Source organism: Paenibacillus sp. FSL H8-0175, from assembly GCF_045040615.1.
Classification (GTDB): Bacteria; Bacillota; Bacilli; order Paenibacillales; family Paenibacillaceae; genus Paenibacillus_AQ; species Paenibacillus_AQ odorifer.
Map to the genome: position 1 here is coordinate 6,424,725 of NZ_CP150299.1, position 16,946 is coordinate 6,441,670.

General features: G+C 46.8%; 15 protein-coding genes. All 15 read right to left on the bottom strand.

Annotated elements, in window-relative coordinates; genetic code table 11:
- Positions 1-25: 25 nt before the first annotated feature.
- Complete coding sequence (locus MHH46_RS28445) at positions 26-886, bottom strand: 3-hydroxyacyl-CoA dehydrogenase family protein (protein WP_076193973.1); 861 nt, start codon at positions 884-886, stop codon at positions 26-28.
- Positions 877-1,947, bottom strand: coding sequence for a BtrH N-terminal domain-containing protein (locus MHH46_RS28450; protein ID WP_076193971.1), 1,071 nt, complete (start codon positions 1,945-1,947; stop codon positions 877-879). The genes MHH46_RS28445 and MHH46_RS28450 overlap by 10 nt, the downstream gene beginning before the upstream one ends.
- Positions 1,944-2,228, bottom strand: coding sequence for a hypothetical protein (locus MHH46_RS28455; RefSeq protein WP_076193969.1), 285 nt, complete (start codon positions 2,226-2,228; stop codon positions 1,944-1,946). The genes MHH46_RS28450 and MHH46_RS28455 overlap by 4 nt, the downstream gene beginning before the upstream one ends.
- A gap of 43 nt (positions 2,229-2,271) precedes the next feature.
- Positions 2,272-2,637 (bottom strand): 6-carboxytetrahydropterin synthase QueD, encoded by a 366-nt coding sequence (gene queD / locus MHH46_RS28460; RefSeq protein ID WP_076193967.1) that lies wholly within the window; start codon positions 2,635-2,637, stop codon positions 2,272-2,274.
- Entirely contained in the window at positions 2,634-3,833 is a 1,200-nt protein-coding gene (locus MHH46_RS28465) for a class I adenylate-forming enzyme family protein (RefSeq protein ID WP_076193965.1), read from the bottom strand. Before MHH46_RS28465 ends, queD begins: the two co-directional genes overlap by 4 nt.
- A 5-nt stretch (positions 3,834-3,838) precedes the next feature.
- A complete protein-coding gene (locus MHH46_RS28470; RefSeq protein ID WP_076193963.1) occupies positions 3,839-5,218 on the bottom strand; it encodes a coproporphyrinogen-III oxidase family protein in 1,380 nt (459 codons plus the stop codon).
- A gap of 16 nt (positions 5,219-5,234) precedes the next feature.
- On the bottom strand, positions 5,235-5,918 hold the full coding sequence (locus MHH46_RS28475; RefSeq protein ID WP_081387933.1) for a 7-carboxy-7-deazaguanine synthase QueE: 684 nt from the start codon (positions 5,916-5,918) through the stop codon (positions 5,235-5,237).
- 5 nt (positions 5,919-5,923) lie between these two features.
- A complete protein-coding gene (locus MHH46_RS28480) occupies positions 5,924-6,445 on the bottom strand; it encodes a nucleoside deaminase (protein WP_076193961.1) in 522 nt (173 codons plus the stop codon).
- Positions 6,442-10,263, bottom strand: a complete 3,822-nt coding sequence (locus MHH46_RS28485; RefSeq protein ID WP_076193959.1) for a type I polyketide synthase — start codon at positions 10,261-10,263, stop codon at positions 6,442-6,444. Before MHH46_RS28485 ends, MHH46_RS28480 begins: the two co-directional genes overlap by 4 nt.
- 30 nt (positions 10,264-10,293) lie before the next feature.
- Complete coding sequence (locus MHH46_RS28490; RefSeq protein WP_076193957.1) at positions 10,294-11,562, bottom strand: ACP S-malonyltransferase; 1,269 nt, start codon at positions 11,560-11,562, stop codon at positions 10,294-10,296.
- A 13-nt stretch (positions 11,563-11,575) separates the two neighbouring features.
- The gene (locus MHH46_RS28495) at positions 11,576-12,277 is read right to left on the bottom strand and encodes a thioesterase II family protein (protein WP_076193955.1); all 702 of its coding nucleotides are present in this window, start codon (positions 12,275-12,277) and stop codon (positions 11,576-11,578) included.
- A 907-nt stretch (positions 12,278-13,184) separates the two neighbouring features.
- Positions 13,185-13,646, bottom strand: a complete 462-nt coding sequence (locus MHH46_RS28500; protein WP_256716579.1) for a transposase — start codon at positions 13,644-13,646, stop codon at positions 13,185-13,187.
- Positions 13,604-13,927, bottom strand: coding sequence for a transposase (locus MHH46_RS28505; protein WP_305953706.1), 324 nt, complete (start codon positions 13,925-13,927; stop codon positions 13,604-13,606). The genes MHH46_RS28500 and MHH46_RS28505 overlap by 43 nt, the downstream gene beginning before the upstream one ends.
- 906 nt (positions 13,928-14,833) lie before the next feature.
- Positions 14,834-15,814 (bottom strand): hypothetical protein, encoded by a 981-nt coding sequence (locus MHH46_RS28510; protein ID WP_076193953.1) that lies wholly within the window; start codon positions 15,812-15,814, stop codon positions 14,834-14,836.
- 841 nt (positions 15,815-16,655) lie between these two features.
- Positions 16,656-16,871, bottom strand: a complete 216-nt coding sequence (locus MHH46_RS28515; RefSeq protein ID WP_179088219.1) for a hypothetical protein — start codon at positions 16,869-16,871, stop codon at positions 16,656-16,658.
- Between the last annotated feature and the right edge of the window lie 75 nt (positions 16,872-16,946).

Sequence of the window (16,946 nt, forward strand, 5' to 3'; positions counted from 1 at the left end):
ATTTCTCTCCTGTCCCCAAATAAGTTTAAATGTGGTACTGATAAAATCCTTCCCCCGTCTTCCGGCCATGCAGGCCGGCATCCACCATTTTCTTGAGAAGCGGACAACAGCGGAACTTGGAATCCTGATAACTCTCATACAATACTTCGAGTGAATTCTTTACAGTGTCAAGACCGATCAAATCAGCCGTCTCCAAAGGCCCCATCTTGTGGCCATAACATTTCTTGAAAATATCATCGACCTCCCGGACTGTCGCCACCTGATCCTGAACGACAAAGGCGGCTTCATTCATCATCAGATGGGATATGCGGTTAGATACAAAGCCAGGCAAATCGTTAACCACGATCGCTTCCTTCCCGAGCCGCCCCATTAGCGACGTGGTCACATTCAGCGTATCCTCCGACGTATGGTATCCCCGGATTACTTCGACGGCTGCAATCAGCGGTACGGGGTTCATGAAATGAACTCCAATAACCCTCTCCGGCCAATGTATGCCTGAAGCCAGCTCGGTAATGGATACACAGGAAGTGTTTACCGCTATGACACAGGATTCCGGAAGAAAGGGGGCCATCTGCTGATATAGCTCCTTCTTCAAATGGGTTACTTCCGGAACATTTTCCACAATGAAATCCGCCTCATTCAAAGCTTCCAAGTGGGTTGTCCATTCTATTCGTTCCAGAATAGCCTCCGGTTCTTCAACTGAAGCTCCGGTCTGACGAAAGAGTGCCCGCATCCGCAGATCATTCCGAAGCTGCTCTCTGGATTGCTGCAACACATCTTCCTCACGGTCAATCAGGATAACTGCAATACCGGCAACGGCTAATGCCTCAGCGACCCCTCTTCCCATGATGCCGGCGCCGATGACTGCAACTTGTTTTATATCCATACCGGATACCCCTCCACCTTCAGACTTTTGCTTAAGCTGTACAACTGGTAATAGAACTGCTTCTCCAAATCAATCTGACGTCTAAATAAATCTGTCAATTGCTGAAAAAGCTCGGCCTTTTCTGAGAGAGAGGCCTTGATCACGACAGAAGAAAGCTTTTTCCATTCCTTGATCGTTTCCTCCAAGTGGTTCATGCAGCTATACAGCTTAGGTGAGGGCCACTCAGCGGCCGCCGACTTCAGATAGAATTTCAGAAACGTTTTTCGCGAAGCGGTGAAGAACAGTTGTCCGTGCAGATCTTCCAAAAAACCCTTCCGATCTCTGGAGTCGTCCTTCATTTGCTCGATCTTTTCGAAGAGGGCATGAAGGGCGTTGATTCCCCGCCGCTCGGGCCGCCCTTCATCCGGTCTACAGTAAAACTGCTCCAGGCACAATGTTAGCGCCTCATCGATCAGATGCTTCTTCGGTGAATTCCATCCGTCCCGCTCCACTTCGACCCAAAGATAGCGAATCGGATTTCCGCTTAAAATCCCGTCTGCTTCATTAGTTGAGGATCTGGCTGGATCGAGCATAGCTTGGGAGCGTTCTCCCTTGAAGAACCAGGGTGGATACCAGTCAATTACCTGATATTGCTCCGTTTTCTCCTCGTAACCCGTAAGCAGCAGTGAGTGATAGGAGTGCTTTTTGCGATAAAAGGGGGTGTAATCCAGCTCATGTACATCCGCTGCCATGATCAGCGGAACCCCTTCTTTCAACTTGCGCCGGTTGACCTCCCAGATCTCTGTAGCGGTTTCCCCGCTACCTGGATCGGAATGGAAATGAGCATGCCCTCTCCAGGAAGGGAGGAAGCTGGAAAAAAAATCTCCGGTGCTGAAACGGTAACCGTACCTACCCGTTTCTTCTTCCTCAGCAAACAGCCATTCCACTCCGCAATCCAGAAACAACTCTGGACGATCCACACCATAGAACCCTAAAAGCTTCCAATAACAATTTTTGAAGCAATAATACTCAAATTCTTTATGGAAGACGAACTCTGCCTGCATGAGTGAGCTTTCGGTCATTGAACTTGATCCGGCCATTGCAAGGCAGCTCTGACAGTTTGAATGATTTTGTTGACTGAAGTGAAATTTTCAATACCAAATTCGTTGTTGACGACTTCCTGGTCCAGGAACTCCTCTATTCCCGCGAGCAAATTGATTAGAGAGATAGAGGAGATGATTTTACTGTCTACAAGCTCGGTATTCTCATCGAACAGCTCAGCATCCACGCTCTCCTCGCTGATTTTCTTCAGAATAAAGAGGCGAAGGTCTGTTTCGGATTTTTGATTGTACAGAATTCCCATAACGTTATTCTCCCTTCAGATTGGCTGAGTGTGTTAATCCTGTTCAGGCTTTGATCTCGGCGTAGCTGTCCTGTGTTTCGTACAGAACAATCCGGTTCAAATCGTAAGGCTTGTTGCGCAATTTCTCGGACAGCACGTTGAAGATGTGCACGGCCATGATCTCGACGGTCGGCAGATCGAAATAATCATTTAGGTAGGCATGATCGTATCGTTCGATTACATTCTCTTTAACGATTGCCTTTAATTCTTTGAAGTTACACACCCAGCCCAGATCATTTACATCGCCAGTCACTTCCACAGCCAATTCATAACGGTGTCCATGCAGATTCTGACAGGATCCGTATACTTCCTCCTTCGGAAGTTTATGGGCGGCCTCGAACAGAAATTCTTTACCGATAGTTACTTTCATACTTCACTCTCCGATTCAATAGGATGATTAGAAACTTGAATCCGCTCCCGGATATATAACTGACCGTGTGCGTCTATATAGCCCCGGTCGCCCGTACCAAACCATTCGTGGCGTTTGGGAGTATTAGAGAGCCGGTCTCCGATGTAACTCCCAGAAATAGTGTCGCTGAACACTTCGATTTCATCCCCGGCACCGATCCGGATCAAGACATTGTCTACCGCTCGACCAACGCTTGCAACATTGTGCTCATCCGCATCCAGATTGCAAGAAATGGTACTGACTTCCATCATGCCATACAGTTGTTGAATCCAACGTCCATACCGCCGATGAAATGATAGACTGGTCTCCTCTTCCAAAGGCGAGCTGGAGCATAACAATAACCGGCCGTCCCTAAAACTAACGTTCCTATCGACATATTCGGCCCGATTCAGAATGTCGTAATACTCGGGAGTTCCCAGGAATACAGAAGGGCTGAGCTCTGAAAAAGCTTTGAAAAGGCGATTCGGCATGAACCAGCGCTCCAACCATACCTGAGCACCCGCCTTCAGCGGGGCCAGCAGCCCCATTGTCAGCCCATATCCATGGCATATTGGGACTGCACAATAGACGATATCCTCCCTTGTATAGGCGAAGGTTGAGATGATGTTGTCCGTGTCCGCCAACAGATTCCGATTCGTGCGGACAGCCATCTTGGGCATCCCTGTCGTCCCGGAGGAACATTGGATGATAACTGGATCTTCGTCGCCTCGTAATTGATAGTCCGCAGTTTCCCCTCCTATAGACGACGCCTCACCGGGAAAGCAAAACTGGGGAAGATCCTTACGCAAAAGCAGCCGAAACGAAAAAGATGCCTCTATGCGCAACAGGGAATCAAAAAGGTGATTCTCCATAATTACCGTATCTAACTGAATCGCAAGCAGATTTTCGCGTATTTTCTGCACATCATTCTGCGGGTTGATCAGCACCACAGACACATGCCTGCTGGACAGAGCGTACAGGCAGATGACGAATTCGAGCGAGTTGTTCAAAACTAAGCCAACCGCCTCGCCAGTTCCGATCCCCTGCTCACCCAGCCGATCTGCCGCATAATCTACCGCTCTCACCAGCTCGGTATAGCTCATGCGCTGTCCGTCACAACTGACAGCACATCGCTCAGGGGCACTATTTTTTGCTTTTAGCAAACTGGAGTATAGCATGCAGACTAAGCCTCCAGTTCCACAACTTTCATCCCTGTGTCATCTTCGTTATAGAAATTCGTCTTGTCACGAACCGACTGGAAAAAGGAACTCATATACGTATTCCATCGTTCCTCGCTGATAAAATGAGCTGCTATATTACCCGCCCAGACGACCCCTTCCTCGGTCAATTTCAACGTATCTCCGATCCATTCGGCGAGGCCCATACTGATGATTGTATTAATCTTTTCTTCATAGAAGGCATAGTTCGGGATATACTCTTTGTCAATCGCCAAAGTGATTGGGAAAAAAACCATCGTTCGGTCGTCGTGCTCTTCTTCTGAAAGCTTATGCGCCAAATTGGCCGGGAACTTGCCCAGACTTACCTGTTCCGCATACTGCTTAATATCGCATACATTTTTGTAAACATATCCGTCCAAATATCCTCTTGATGAAACTCCAATTCCCAGTACATTGTTGTTTGTCAGATACAAGCGATCGCCGATGTGTGTTTCCTTTTGCCGCAAGGAGTAGGTATTGGTCGTAATCTGTTGATAACCATGTTCTTTCAGCCATTTATGAGCTTCGCGGAAGGTGGCCAGCTGGTTCGGATTGGAGGGATTGATCCGGTAAGCCCCTTTCTTGATCTGGCGGTCGAGATAGGTGTTCGGGAAAACAGCCATATTGTAAATATCGATATGATAGGGATTCAATGCCGTTACTTTCTCAAGATCTTCGATGAAGTCGGCGATCGATTGATTCGGCATATTGTACATCATGTCGATACAGTACTCATTAAGACCGGCAGCGTTCAAAATCTCCACTCCGCGGTAGATATCATCCAAGGTCACTCTCATATTCATAGCCTCACGGATATCTTCCTTGAACGTCTGAATGCCAAAGCTGATTCGGTTGATGCCAAGATCCATCATCTGACGAATTTGATCGACACTTTTCACACAGTTGATTGAACCTTCAACCGACCAGTTATCCTTGAACTCCACCTGGAAATAACTCTGAACGGCCTGAATGATCCGCTCAAAATCCAGGGGTTGCATAAGGAGCGGATTGCCTCCACCAAAATGCACAGAATCGATCTTTTTCCCATTGAAATACGGCGTCGAGGCGTAGTGCTTCATCTCGGCGATCAGCATGTCGATGTAAGACGAAATTTTCCCTTCCAAATCCCTGCTTCCATGAACTTTGTAATAAGGGCAAAAAATACAGGCGGAGTCACAAAACGGAATGTGTATGTATAGGTTGTTCGCCGCCTTGCTATCTGAAGACGGCTGCTCCAGGAAATCAAAGAAAGTATCCTCGTACTCGCGGTTGTCATTCACTTTCGACAATTTCGGATACACCCAAAAATCGTCCATGCGTTCCTTCAAACTTAGTGGTCCTTTCATTTCATTGCCTCCTCCGTTAATTTAGAATTTCACTTTTGTTGTTCCATATTTGCAGTTGAAGACGGTTCGCGTATCTCATATTGTGGTCGATACACATTTTAAGCACCTTTTTCTGCACCCGTTGCAATTCCTGTATGGTGGCTGCCATCGGCATAATCATCACCCGGAAAGGATCATAGTCCCCAACCTCTGCCAGTATAGAAGCCACCTCGTCCATATCATCCCGTTCGCTGACCACGAACTTGATCTGATAGCTGTAATTAGCGATGAATTTACGTATAGTCTCAAGGTCAATCTTGTTTCTCTTCTGTCCGTCTGCTTCCGTAACGACAGAATTGGTCAGCTTAGGACTCATACTGATAAGATCGCACGTTACCTCCTGATACAGTGTAGCGTTAGTTTCGATGGTGATGTGGTATCCGCGCTGATGCAGTTCCTGGGTCAGCAGAGGTAGCTCCGGGTGGATAAAAGGTTCTCCCCCCGTTATTACGATATTACGGCAGTCGTAGACTGCCAGAGCGTCCATAATTTCCTCCAGGCTGTAATACGTCCCTCTTCCTCCCTGCAGAAAATCCTGAGTATCGCACCATGAGCAGGAGAGGTTGCATCCGACCAGACGAAGCAGGACAGAGGGAATACCTTGCAGAAGACCTTCTCCCTGGATAGATGCAAACATTTCATAGATTCCAATTTTCTTCATCGCTTTCACTTCCTTCTCTCATGGCGTCTTTCGCCCGTATAGGGCCTAGAGAATAAATCGACGAACCGTCTTTTTTTATTCCAGAGCGTGAACAGTTGTTCACACTCTTGCTCCAGTATCCCCCCTTCCATAGAAACAGGATGAGGAAAGGAGGCTGTCAGAACGGCGGAGTCGATATTCGCCTCCGAAAAACCGTGATGGATACATCGGTTCAGCGAAGTTCCGAAGACAACCCGCGGAATCTGTGCCCAGTTGATGGCGCCCAAGCACATAAGGCACGGCTCACTTGTGGTATAGATGACTGTTTCTTTCAGACTGGCGGCCCCGTACCGTTGGCTCCACTCCCGTATGGTGTTGATCTCGGCATGCGAAGTGGGATCACCGGATTTCAGTGAATGATTTCCGGCGAAGACATAACGGTTCCGATCCTGGGCTATACAGCAGCCGAAGGGAAATTCCAGCCGCTCAATCCCGTCACGGGCTGACGCGACGGCCAAGCGCATGAAGTCCTCATCATACTTCTTCATGTCGTAACGGCACCCACTCCTACCGATTTACCGATAAAGTCTGCAATAGATTCGATGGATTGATAGCGCAGAATGTCGGATGCTTCCACATTCAGCCCCTCGTCGGCAAGCTTCACGGCCAGCCTGAAGGCAAAGATCGAATCGCCGCCTAATTCAAAAAAGTTGTCTGTGACGTTGATTGTCTCGTAACCGAACATGTCCTGCCATGCGTTCACCAGTATCCGTTCATAGCTGGTGTATTCACCCGACAGCCTTCCCTCCAGGCCGGTATCTCTTCCCGGTTGAATAGGAAGCGGCTGGCTGAGAACTTCGGTCTGAACCGGAACTACAGCGAGCGCAGGGGCCGGGCTCTCGGAGAATAGCCCCGGCCATACGCTTACCTGCGACACACCGACCGCCGATTGCACCTCCCGGCCATGCGTCCCCTGCTCATACGGCGGTGTGACACTCATTTCCGCGGCGGCCAGCGGACGGGAGACGGGATTCGCCTTACCGTAATACTGGATCCGGGCAGTCAGTTCGTCCGACAATCGGAACGGCAAGTAATCCAGCAACTTGAATACCTGGCTGCTTACGTTCAGTTCCCCCGCGATAAGCCGGTCCGCGTTCAGGCTCAGCATACGGGAGAACGTCTCGATCCCTTGTTGGGCAGATATTTTTTTGAAGATGGACCGTCCTTCGTCGGTCTGCTTATCCTCGGTCAGGCCGATGTCTTCCCATTCCGGCCAATCAATGGCCATCGCTCCCGGCATCTGGGAGTTTCGATACCCGGCGTAAGCGTCCAGATATGCATTAGACAAAGTGTAAGTCCCGTTCCCCAGTCCTGATACCAGTGTCATCACCGATGAGAACAGGATGAAGAAGGACAGCTTATCCCCACGCGTCTCCCGGTCCAGAATCCAGGTACCGTGAACTTTTGCCCTAATCGAGCTATTCAGCATTTCCGAGGTCAGCTCGGTCAGGGTGCAGGTCTCGTCGGCAACAGCCAGATGAATCAGGCCATCGATACTTCCGTAATCGCGGCGGATGTCCCGGAACACTACCTCCACGTGATGCCGGTCGCCGATGTCGCAGGATCGAACATCAACACTGGAACCACCCTGCTCGATCTTAGCGAGCTTGACGAGGGTCTCTCTGAGCCCGTTCTCCCTTTCATCGCTTCCGGCGAGAAGATCCTGCCACCGCTCCCTCGGTGGAAATTCCGATCGCCCGAGTAGCACCAGATTGATGTTTTGGCGGCCGGACAGCATCTCGGCCAGGCGGATCCCGATCCGGCCCAACCCACCGGTAATCACATAAGTACCACCTTGGTACAGAGACGGGCCGGGCCGAGTGGACATCGAAGAAGCAGGCACCGCCTCGACCGCTTCGACGTACCGTCGTCCCCCACGAAGAGCCACAGTATATTCGCCACTCACGCACTGGATTTCAGTCATCAGATCTTCGACCGTGCTACCCCGACCGACATCAATGCTTCTACATTTCAGTTGTGGATATTCCCACCGCACTGTCTTGCCTAGACCCACCAGTGCTGCATTGTGCGGTTGGACCAGGTCACTGGATTCAATGCGTGCAGTACCAGCAGTCACGATAACAAGCTCCATTCCCACGGCGGGCTTCAGCTTGTGTAGCGTCTTGACGAGGTACAGCAAGCTGTAGACACCCGCCTCCAAATTCAACTCCAGCTGTCCGAGAGTATCGGGATCCCCGTCGCCGAAGGCGGTCGTCAAGTGGATGATCTTATCCGGTACGAACGCCTGCAAGTGCGGAAGCAACCGCTCGAAATCCGATTCGGTCAAAGCGACGCATATGCGTTCCTCTGCTATTGGCACGTATACCGGACCGATCTCGATTTCTAGCACCCGGTTGCCCTGGCGCCGCAACATGGCGGCCAATGTAGCGCTTGCGACCGAGTGGTCTGTGAAAAGGACCACCTGCTTGCGGGTCCAGGCTAACGCCGTCGAAGGAAGCGGATCGCCGTTCCAAACAGTCCGATACATCTCTTCTGCGGAATTCGGCTTCCGTTCGGCCAGCACTCGCGGATCGGTCTGAATCCAGCAACGATTTTTTTTGAACGGGTAGTGCGGAAGTGGTACCGTGTAAGCCGGAGTGTCAGAATAGAGGTTTTCCCAGGGAATATCTCTTCCCCGGACATAACTCTCGCAAATGGTAGCGGCGTCATCCATCACAGGCACCATATCTCTTCCCTCCAAGTCAGACGGAGCTGGAGTACAGCTTCCGCTGTTGGTCCATACACTGGCCTGCGGTGTATCTGGGTTCCGGCTCAGCAAGACCAGCTTACGTCTCAGATCACCAACATCTTCCGCTAAAAGCGCGATGCGATATTTCAGGTGCAGTCTGCCTACAGTAGAGGTATAGCAGAGATCAATCAACGAGTCGGAACGGTCACCGCCCAAATAGTCCGCCGTACGTTCCGCAAGTTCCCGAAGCTGTTCACGTCCGATAGCCGACAGTGTGAAAATACAGCGGCCCGGCTCGGCCTGACTCTCTCTACACAACTCCGGCGCTTCTTCCAGAACCACATGCGCGTTAGTTCCACTGATACCGAACGAGCTGACACCGCATCTACGTGGGCTTACTAACCACGGCCGCAACCGGTGATTGAGATAGACCGGAGAATCTTCAAATTTGATCTTCCGGTTCGGTCTCATCAGATTCAGGCTGGGCGGAATCTGACGCTGTTCAAGCGACAGAATCGCTTTAATCATGCCCGCGACTCCAGCCGCACCTATCGTGTGACCAATGTTGGATTTGACCGATCCGATCCCACAAAATTGCCTGCGCGGCGTGTAATTCGCGAAAGCCTTACGAATACCGAGAATCTCGGTCGGGTCGCCAAGCTTCGTCGCCGTCCCGTGCGTCTCAATATAGCTGACTGTCACCGGATCCACTCCGGCGTTTTCCCATGCCTGCATCAGCACTTGCTCCTGGGCGCCGGCGCTCGGTGCGGTAATTCCGATTGATTTACCGTCCTGGTTCACGGCACTGCCCTTGATAACGGCATGAATATAATCATGGTCTTCAAGTGCCCGGGAAAGTGGTTTCAGCAGCATGACGCCTACTCCCTCGCCTTGTCCCACCCCGTCACAGTCCTCATCAAACGACTTCGTGCGCCCGTCCGGGGCGATAATCCCTATATTTTCGACAACTTTATTCACCATCGGCACTATGAACAAATTGATGCCACCGACCAGAGCCGTCTCGCATTCGCCGTTGATCAGACTGCTACAAGCCATATGTACAGCCGCCAATGAGGACGAGCAGGATGTGTCGACCAGCAGGGACGGCCCTTTCAGGTTAAAAAAATAGGAGATGCGCCCGGCGAGAACAGCGGGCAAGTTGCCTGAGAAAGAGTTTTCCGCTTGCTCCGGATTCAGCTTCATAATGAGATGCTGATACATAATGGCCGAGAATTCAGTTGGAAACCCTATAAATACGCCTGATTTGGTCCCCGCGATCTTCCGAGCGTAACCCGCGTTTTCGATGGCATGAAAGGCTGTCTCCAGCAGCAACCTCTGATGAGGGTCCATCAGCGCCGCTTCTTTGGGAGAAATTTTGAAAAATTCGTAGTCGAACGTATCTATCCGCTCCAGGTATGCAGCTTTCCGATAGTCAGGCACTTCGACGTCGTTATGAATGGCCCGGACATATTCCTCTGCATCCTGCATTCTTCCCTCAGGCAGGGTGCCCACACAATCCATCCCGTCGCGCAGACACTCCCAGAACGCCTTGGGATAATCCGCCCGGGGAAATTTCAAACCTATGCCGATCACTGCGATATCTTTCGTATTTTCCATGTCCTGTACTCACCTCCTCCTTTTTCGTGATCACACATCCAGATACTCGTGATAACAATCGAACAGCCCGCTGTCAAGCAACACCTCTTCTACAATCTCTTTACACTCCGCCTTCGCTACTTTTTTGGTGAGCAGAACCTGTAGAAGCATGTCCAGTCCGTTTCTCATCTCCCTGTAACTGGGCAGCCTCCCCTCTTTTTCTAAATTCTTCAACCCCGAGAGAACCTGCCTATAAGGAATCAGTACCCCCTGTTCAAACTCCTTTTCGTTGAAGTTGGAATTGGGAGCGCATACCGCCTCTTTGAGACAATCGTTAATTAGTTGGTATCGGCTGGACTCCTTCACGGCTTCCAACTTGCGAACCGCCGAGAACAATCTCACAATTTCCTGAAAATCTCGACGATTTTCTGCCCCGTACACTGTCAGGTCGAGGCGGTTGGTCAGCGAGAGATTACGCAAAACAGTCTGGGGACCTACCTCGATCAAATCTCTCATCCCTCCTTCAGCCAGACAGGCTAATACCTGTGTCCAACGGACGGGGCTAACCAGTTGAATGGCCAACTGTTCAGGAATCTCCCTTTCCGACGTGTAGAGGTTTCCCGTGATACTGGAAACGACGGGGATACCAATTGGAGCGTATGAACAGCTATCCAACTCGACCTTCATTGATGGCAAAGAAGTTTCCATCAACCGGCTGTGGTACGGCCCACGAACCGAAATCGGTAGTATTCCGCCTCCCTCTAATTTCAATCGGGCCGACACTTCGTACAGGGCCCTTTTGCTTCCGGAAATCGTCACTTGCTCATCCGAATTGTAATTGGATACGGCAGCATATCCGAGGTCGCAGGGAATAGTTTCGCATACCCGCTCGGCCGATTCGGGATCGATCCCCATAACCGCGATCATTCCACCCAGCTCGACGCTGGCTTCCTCCATGATTTGTTCCCGCTTCTGAACCAGTCTCAATGCGTCTGCAAACGTTAGCGCACCGGAACAGGAGAGTGCCGATATTTCACCCAGACTGTGACCGGCCAGAACATCGGGATATATACCGTATTCCTCCGTCAACACCTTGAACGAGCAATAACTCGCCAGTACGATCGCCGGCTGAACCACCCCGGACCTTTCCAGTTCATCCATCGTGTAATGGAGCAACACGTCCTTCATATTGCAGCCAAGCAAATCACCGGCCTCCTCATACAACGCTCGCACAGACTGAAACTCGTTGTAGAACGCTTTTCCCATACCAGCGTAGTGGGACCCTTGTCCTGGAAAAATAAATACCTTCTTCTTGTGCATGGTACTCTCCTTCTTAGCCGGACAACTCGCTGGCCATTAGTTTGATCAGTTCATCTGACTTCTCATTGATAAAAAAATGATCACCGGAAAAGGTGTAGCAATGGAATGCGCCCCGTGTATAATCCGACCATTCCCGCAAACGGTCATGATCTACTACTTCGTCCTGGCTACCGTTCACAATAGTCAAGGGCGAGTCCCATACCGAATGTTCTTGTGGAGCTTCGTAGCATTGTACAGCCTGTAAATCGGATCGGATGATTGGAAAAAACAGCTTTTGAAACTTCAGGTTAAATAGAACGGGTTCCGGTGTTCCCCCGAGTCTGTACAGGGCCTCGGCGAATTCCCGGTCGGTTAGTTGATGAATCAAATATTGTTCAGGAAGATGTGGTGGATTGCGCCCGGTCAGAAACAAGTGCTCCGGTTTGAGCAATGAGGTTCCATAAATACGGTTAACTAATTCAAAAACAATTAGTACCCCCATGCTGTGACCGTAAAAAGCATAGGGCCATCCCTCCGAAATCAGGGGATGGAGATCCAACCAGATGTCTTCTGTTGCTTCTTCGATGGATACGTAGGGTGCGCGCCAGCTCTTCTTCCCTCGTCCGCCATATTCAATCGGACAAAGTTCGATAAAAGACGGCAGCCGCTTTTTCCAGGGCAGGAAGACCGATGCCGAACCTCCGGCATATGGCAAACAGATTAACCGAACCGTCATTGGAATCACCTTCCCATAGTTTTATTGAGAGTAAATTTCTTTAAGAAGCACAACAATTAATCGAGATAATCATTATGTAAGAAGGTTAGACAATCGTTTGCATAAAACGATTGATAAGCTGAATGACTTTAGCGAAAGTATATGAGCAAATAAATGAAAGCACAATCATTGTAACAACATTGTAATTTTTTCCTAATAAAACAATTAAAAGTGATAATATTCACTTTTTTCTTTAAAAACATATGATAAACTGCTTATTCTCTCAGATAACACTTCCTCCTTCGCTTTATTTAGAGTTGGTCCGAAATACAGAGGGATAAATTATTGTATCTGACGATACACAGCCATTTTCTTGAAAGTTGTTCCTGGCTCGCTTCCATCAATATATATATATTTAAATCGCTATGTTAATCAAGGCTGTTGTTATTTGAATTTTACGAATAAACATTCTATTATAGATATAAGAATGTTTGTTCAGGCTTTATTATTGTATTTTGGGAAGTGCTGTACTTGCTTTATTAAATAATCCTATGATTGGATAAACTTGGAATACAAACTGTTCAAAGGTGGTTACGATATTCGGTGAGTTGTTAGTTTTAATTGTTGATATATTGTCATTAGTTGGATTATTCCGTTAATTTCATTTTCCATCATATTAACAATATAAATTTCAATAAAAGTAAATATATCGCATAAAATATTGCGGGAAAACGGAGCACTTATTGAATATTCGTATCTCGAAACAGCATAAAAAAATAGAGTTGACCTATTAATTTAGGTACAACTCTATTTTTCACGTAAAAAACAACAATATAATTTAACAACATATAGCCATTTAAAACAAAATAAGCCAATCTTATTTCCTAGCAGGATCAGCGGCTCAATCTAAAAATAGCGGTTGATATTTTCATCCTAATAACCGATACCAATTACACTCGAATAAAATACCGGCTTTGTAACATCGACGATTGCGCGTGAAATAGTGTCGGCGTTGATACGATTTAATGCGATTATGTCGCCCTTCTACTTTCGCGTTCGTCCAGCGGCAGTGATGGTAGTTCACGATTTCCTCTTCCCAGTTTCGCATCGTTTTCAAAGCGGATTGCACAGCTTCATGCTCAATACCTTCCCCTTGTTGGCACCAACGGGTAAAACCAAGCTGGGCCACATCGAAATTCGGTGAATAGTCATACCAACCGGAAAAGGATTCTTTCCATTCCCACACCTCGCGCAAGATCGGAGAGAAGGCCAGCAACTGCTCTAACTGAGTTTGACTCTTGTCCGTTAACGAATCTGCTGGCGGATTTAGCAGTCGGTAATGACTTTTTAAGATCCCTTTGGCCCGGGAGAAAGGGTAAATTGAAGAGATTTCTGGACAGCTTGGACACTTTCGATGACATAACCGTGAACGTGGAAGCGGTCGGCAATTCGAATCGCCCTTGGAAAACACTCGCTGATCCATGTGTGATACGCTTGAGACAGATCCATGACGACGGCCTTGGGATTTAGGTTTAAAAATTCCGGATGCTGTTTGGCATACGCGCGTAGCGCGTCCAGCTTTCGCCCCGAAAGCAGGTCTAGCATGGTTTCGCCTCGAAGATCGTGAATACCAGTGTTGTACGTGTGTCCCTTTTTTAATCGCAAAGTCATCGATACCGAGCACCAGATCCGTCTGGTCTTTCGCTTGATGCCATGCTTGCTGGAGCAAACGCTCGCTCTCAGCAGGAAGGGCTTCCTGATGCATGCGCTGAACCGTGCTAGCCGGAGCTTCTTGCATTCTCGCACTATGTGCTGCCGTGGAAACCAGCGCCTGATTTACGGTCTGCGAGCGAAAAGCACGGCTTTATTGTTCCTTGGGGCCAACACACGTATAGGTCTAAATAAATCCAATATCACACCTCGAGCAGGCCAAGCGTAACGAGGGAACATGCAAAAAAACACTTTTTACCAAAGATGCTGACATGACGAATCTTGCGCGCTGTATTACGGCCATCTCGTTTTCCCGCTTCTTCGGAGTGGCAGAGGGGACAAGGCTGTTTATAGGCCACGGTTGTGGCCTCCAAATGCACTTCAGTCTCCTGGATCGAGAGAACGCTATGAAGTTGTAGCTCTGGTAATCCTAACAGTTCGTTGATATACTGGCGTGGCATCTGTCATATCCTTTTTATTGTTGAGGTAGGACTTACAACAATACAGGATTTGCAGATATCTTTCCATTTATGTCCATTTTTTCTCAATTTAAAATTTCAAACGCTAATTTTGGTTTTGAGCCATTTTGGTTCAATCTAAAAATCTGTGGTTGACTGTACGATTGAACAGAGCGAAGGGTCGGAGGGATTCTGAAGAAATGGCAGCGTTCGCCTTTAAAGCCCCATTTCAACCGATAATTCTTTTTAATCAAGAAATAGGGATTTAACAGCGATCGTAAGAACCCTCCGAACCCGTAGCGATTCATTCAAGAGGCCTTATGCCACTGATTTTGGTTTTGAGCCGGATCAGCTTAAGATTATTTTTTTATGAAAACTACACCAACACAAAATTTTATCATAACTATCCTTAATCCAGTTTCTTTATCAATAGATTCAGAAGTTCTTCTTCATTATTCATCAAATCATCAAGTCCCTGCGTTATATGACTAATTAACCGTTGATCCTTCGTTAAACAATATTTCAATTGTACCTTTTTCATTTTATTAATATTTTTTACGAGATCAGTAAATCCATTAATCAAAGTAGAGGCTTCTTCGATATATCCTTCTTTTTCTAAATAAAACAACCTATTTACCATACATTTTTTATGTTCGAGTATAATATGTATCGGTCTAATATCCTCTCTAGAGGATTCTATTAGAGACAAACGTTTATATAGTTCTTTATAAGTACCTAAACCATAAGAAGCGCCCGGGGGGGTGTAAGTCATAAACGAATTTGTGGAGTGGACAAAATCATTGAGGTAGGACTTGATGACAGGGAGGTTAAGCTCAGGATTAGTATTTGAATAATCCACTGACGTAGAACAATCAAAAAATCCGACTCCCCCTATACTGGAATTGAGAAATGCTTTTTCAATCTCACTAAAAGACACCTCAATTTCGCCAAAATCACCTGCCCGGTTAAAACCAAGGATTAAAAAACGTTCCTTATCTTTATCATAACCGTAGATTAAACTCTGATGAGATAGATGCCATGATTGATAAGCTGGTTTACAGGATAAATAAAACTCATCCATTAGAATCTCAACATACCGGCCATTAGTAATACAACCAATAATAAAGGGTATAATCTCTGAATGCATATTTAAAAAGAACCCTTTTTCATACCAATTCTCATTAATTCCAGGATGACGGGCATATTTACCATCAAAGGAGTAGAAGTCAAGTTTAAATTCATCCAAATATTCCGCTGTGTAGAGCTGTATATAATTGCTGTAGAACCAAGGTAAATGTTTTTCATTCTCAAGAATTATTGCTAGCTTATGCGCATGATGCAAGAAGCCATATATCTCAGGAATACACAAAGGTAGAGCAAAAATACTCATATAAAATACCTCCATTTTCAATTATTATGTATACTCATACATATTATCAATTTAGTAGCATTTTATAAACTTCCTTTTCATAAAAGTATCTAAGTATGTTTTTCTTTTCTCTATATAATATAAAAGCTTATCCATTAGTTTATATTTATTGTGTCCCCTTTGTTGAGAGCCAATAGCATGAAACTGGCGCTTCAGTCGGTTAGGATACACCACGGAATGGTATAGTTGGAGCGATTTCGTTACTTTCAAATCACCGATGTGATCGAAATTCTTTCATTAACCGCCATACTTTTTTCCAGAGGGCTGTTCGCATTCGGGGCATCAGAAATAGGGATGCTCAAGTGAATGGATACCATGTGCTCCTTGATTTCGTGGTCTCGTGCATGTACTTTGGCTCGTCGCAAGAGTGTATTTCACCAATATATAATGACCCTAGATAGTCCTGCAATGGATAACAGGCGCGTCTCTTCCACTTTTTTCAAATGGTCTCTTTCGCCTTCAGAACGAACTAAGACATTAATATAATTCATCACGTTATATAACTTCATAACTTTAATGCTCACTTCATAACTTTAATGTTTACTTCATAGCTTTAATGTCTACTTCACAACTATAATGTCTTTATAGACCTTTGGGTATATTATGTTCAGTAAAATACTTTGAAATATCTTAGTTACCTAACTCCACTAAAGCAAATACAATGCTGTCTATTGACAACTTCAACTCCCCTTATTTCTATAAAAAGAACACATCATAACTTTTGTTCTTCTTCACAAAATCCTCATTCACTAAAATAGTTAACACCATTTCTATTGCGTTTCTTACGAACAGATTTTATATATCATTTATTCTCATTTACCATCGCTGTCGCTAACTTATTGAGTTCTGGAAATGTACCTTCTTTAACAATTCTAGCAGCTTGTATGCGCCCTCTAAACGAATTCCGCTGTTTACCACTTAATTCCTTGCCTTTCTCTAATATTATCTCAGAATCCCTTTTGATTTTCTGCTGCAAAGAGTTAGGTATTAATAATTCTCCGTCCTTTGATAAGCTCACTCCTGTAATAAGTTTAGCTTTATTTAAGAGTGAAGAAGAGATATTGGCACTTTCGATAATAGATTAAGTTTTAAG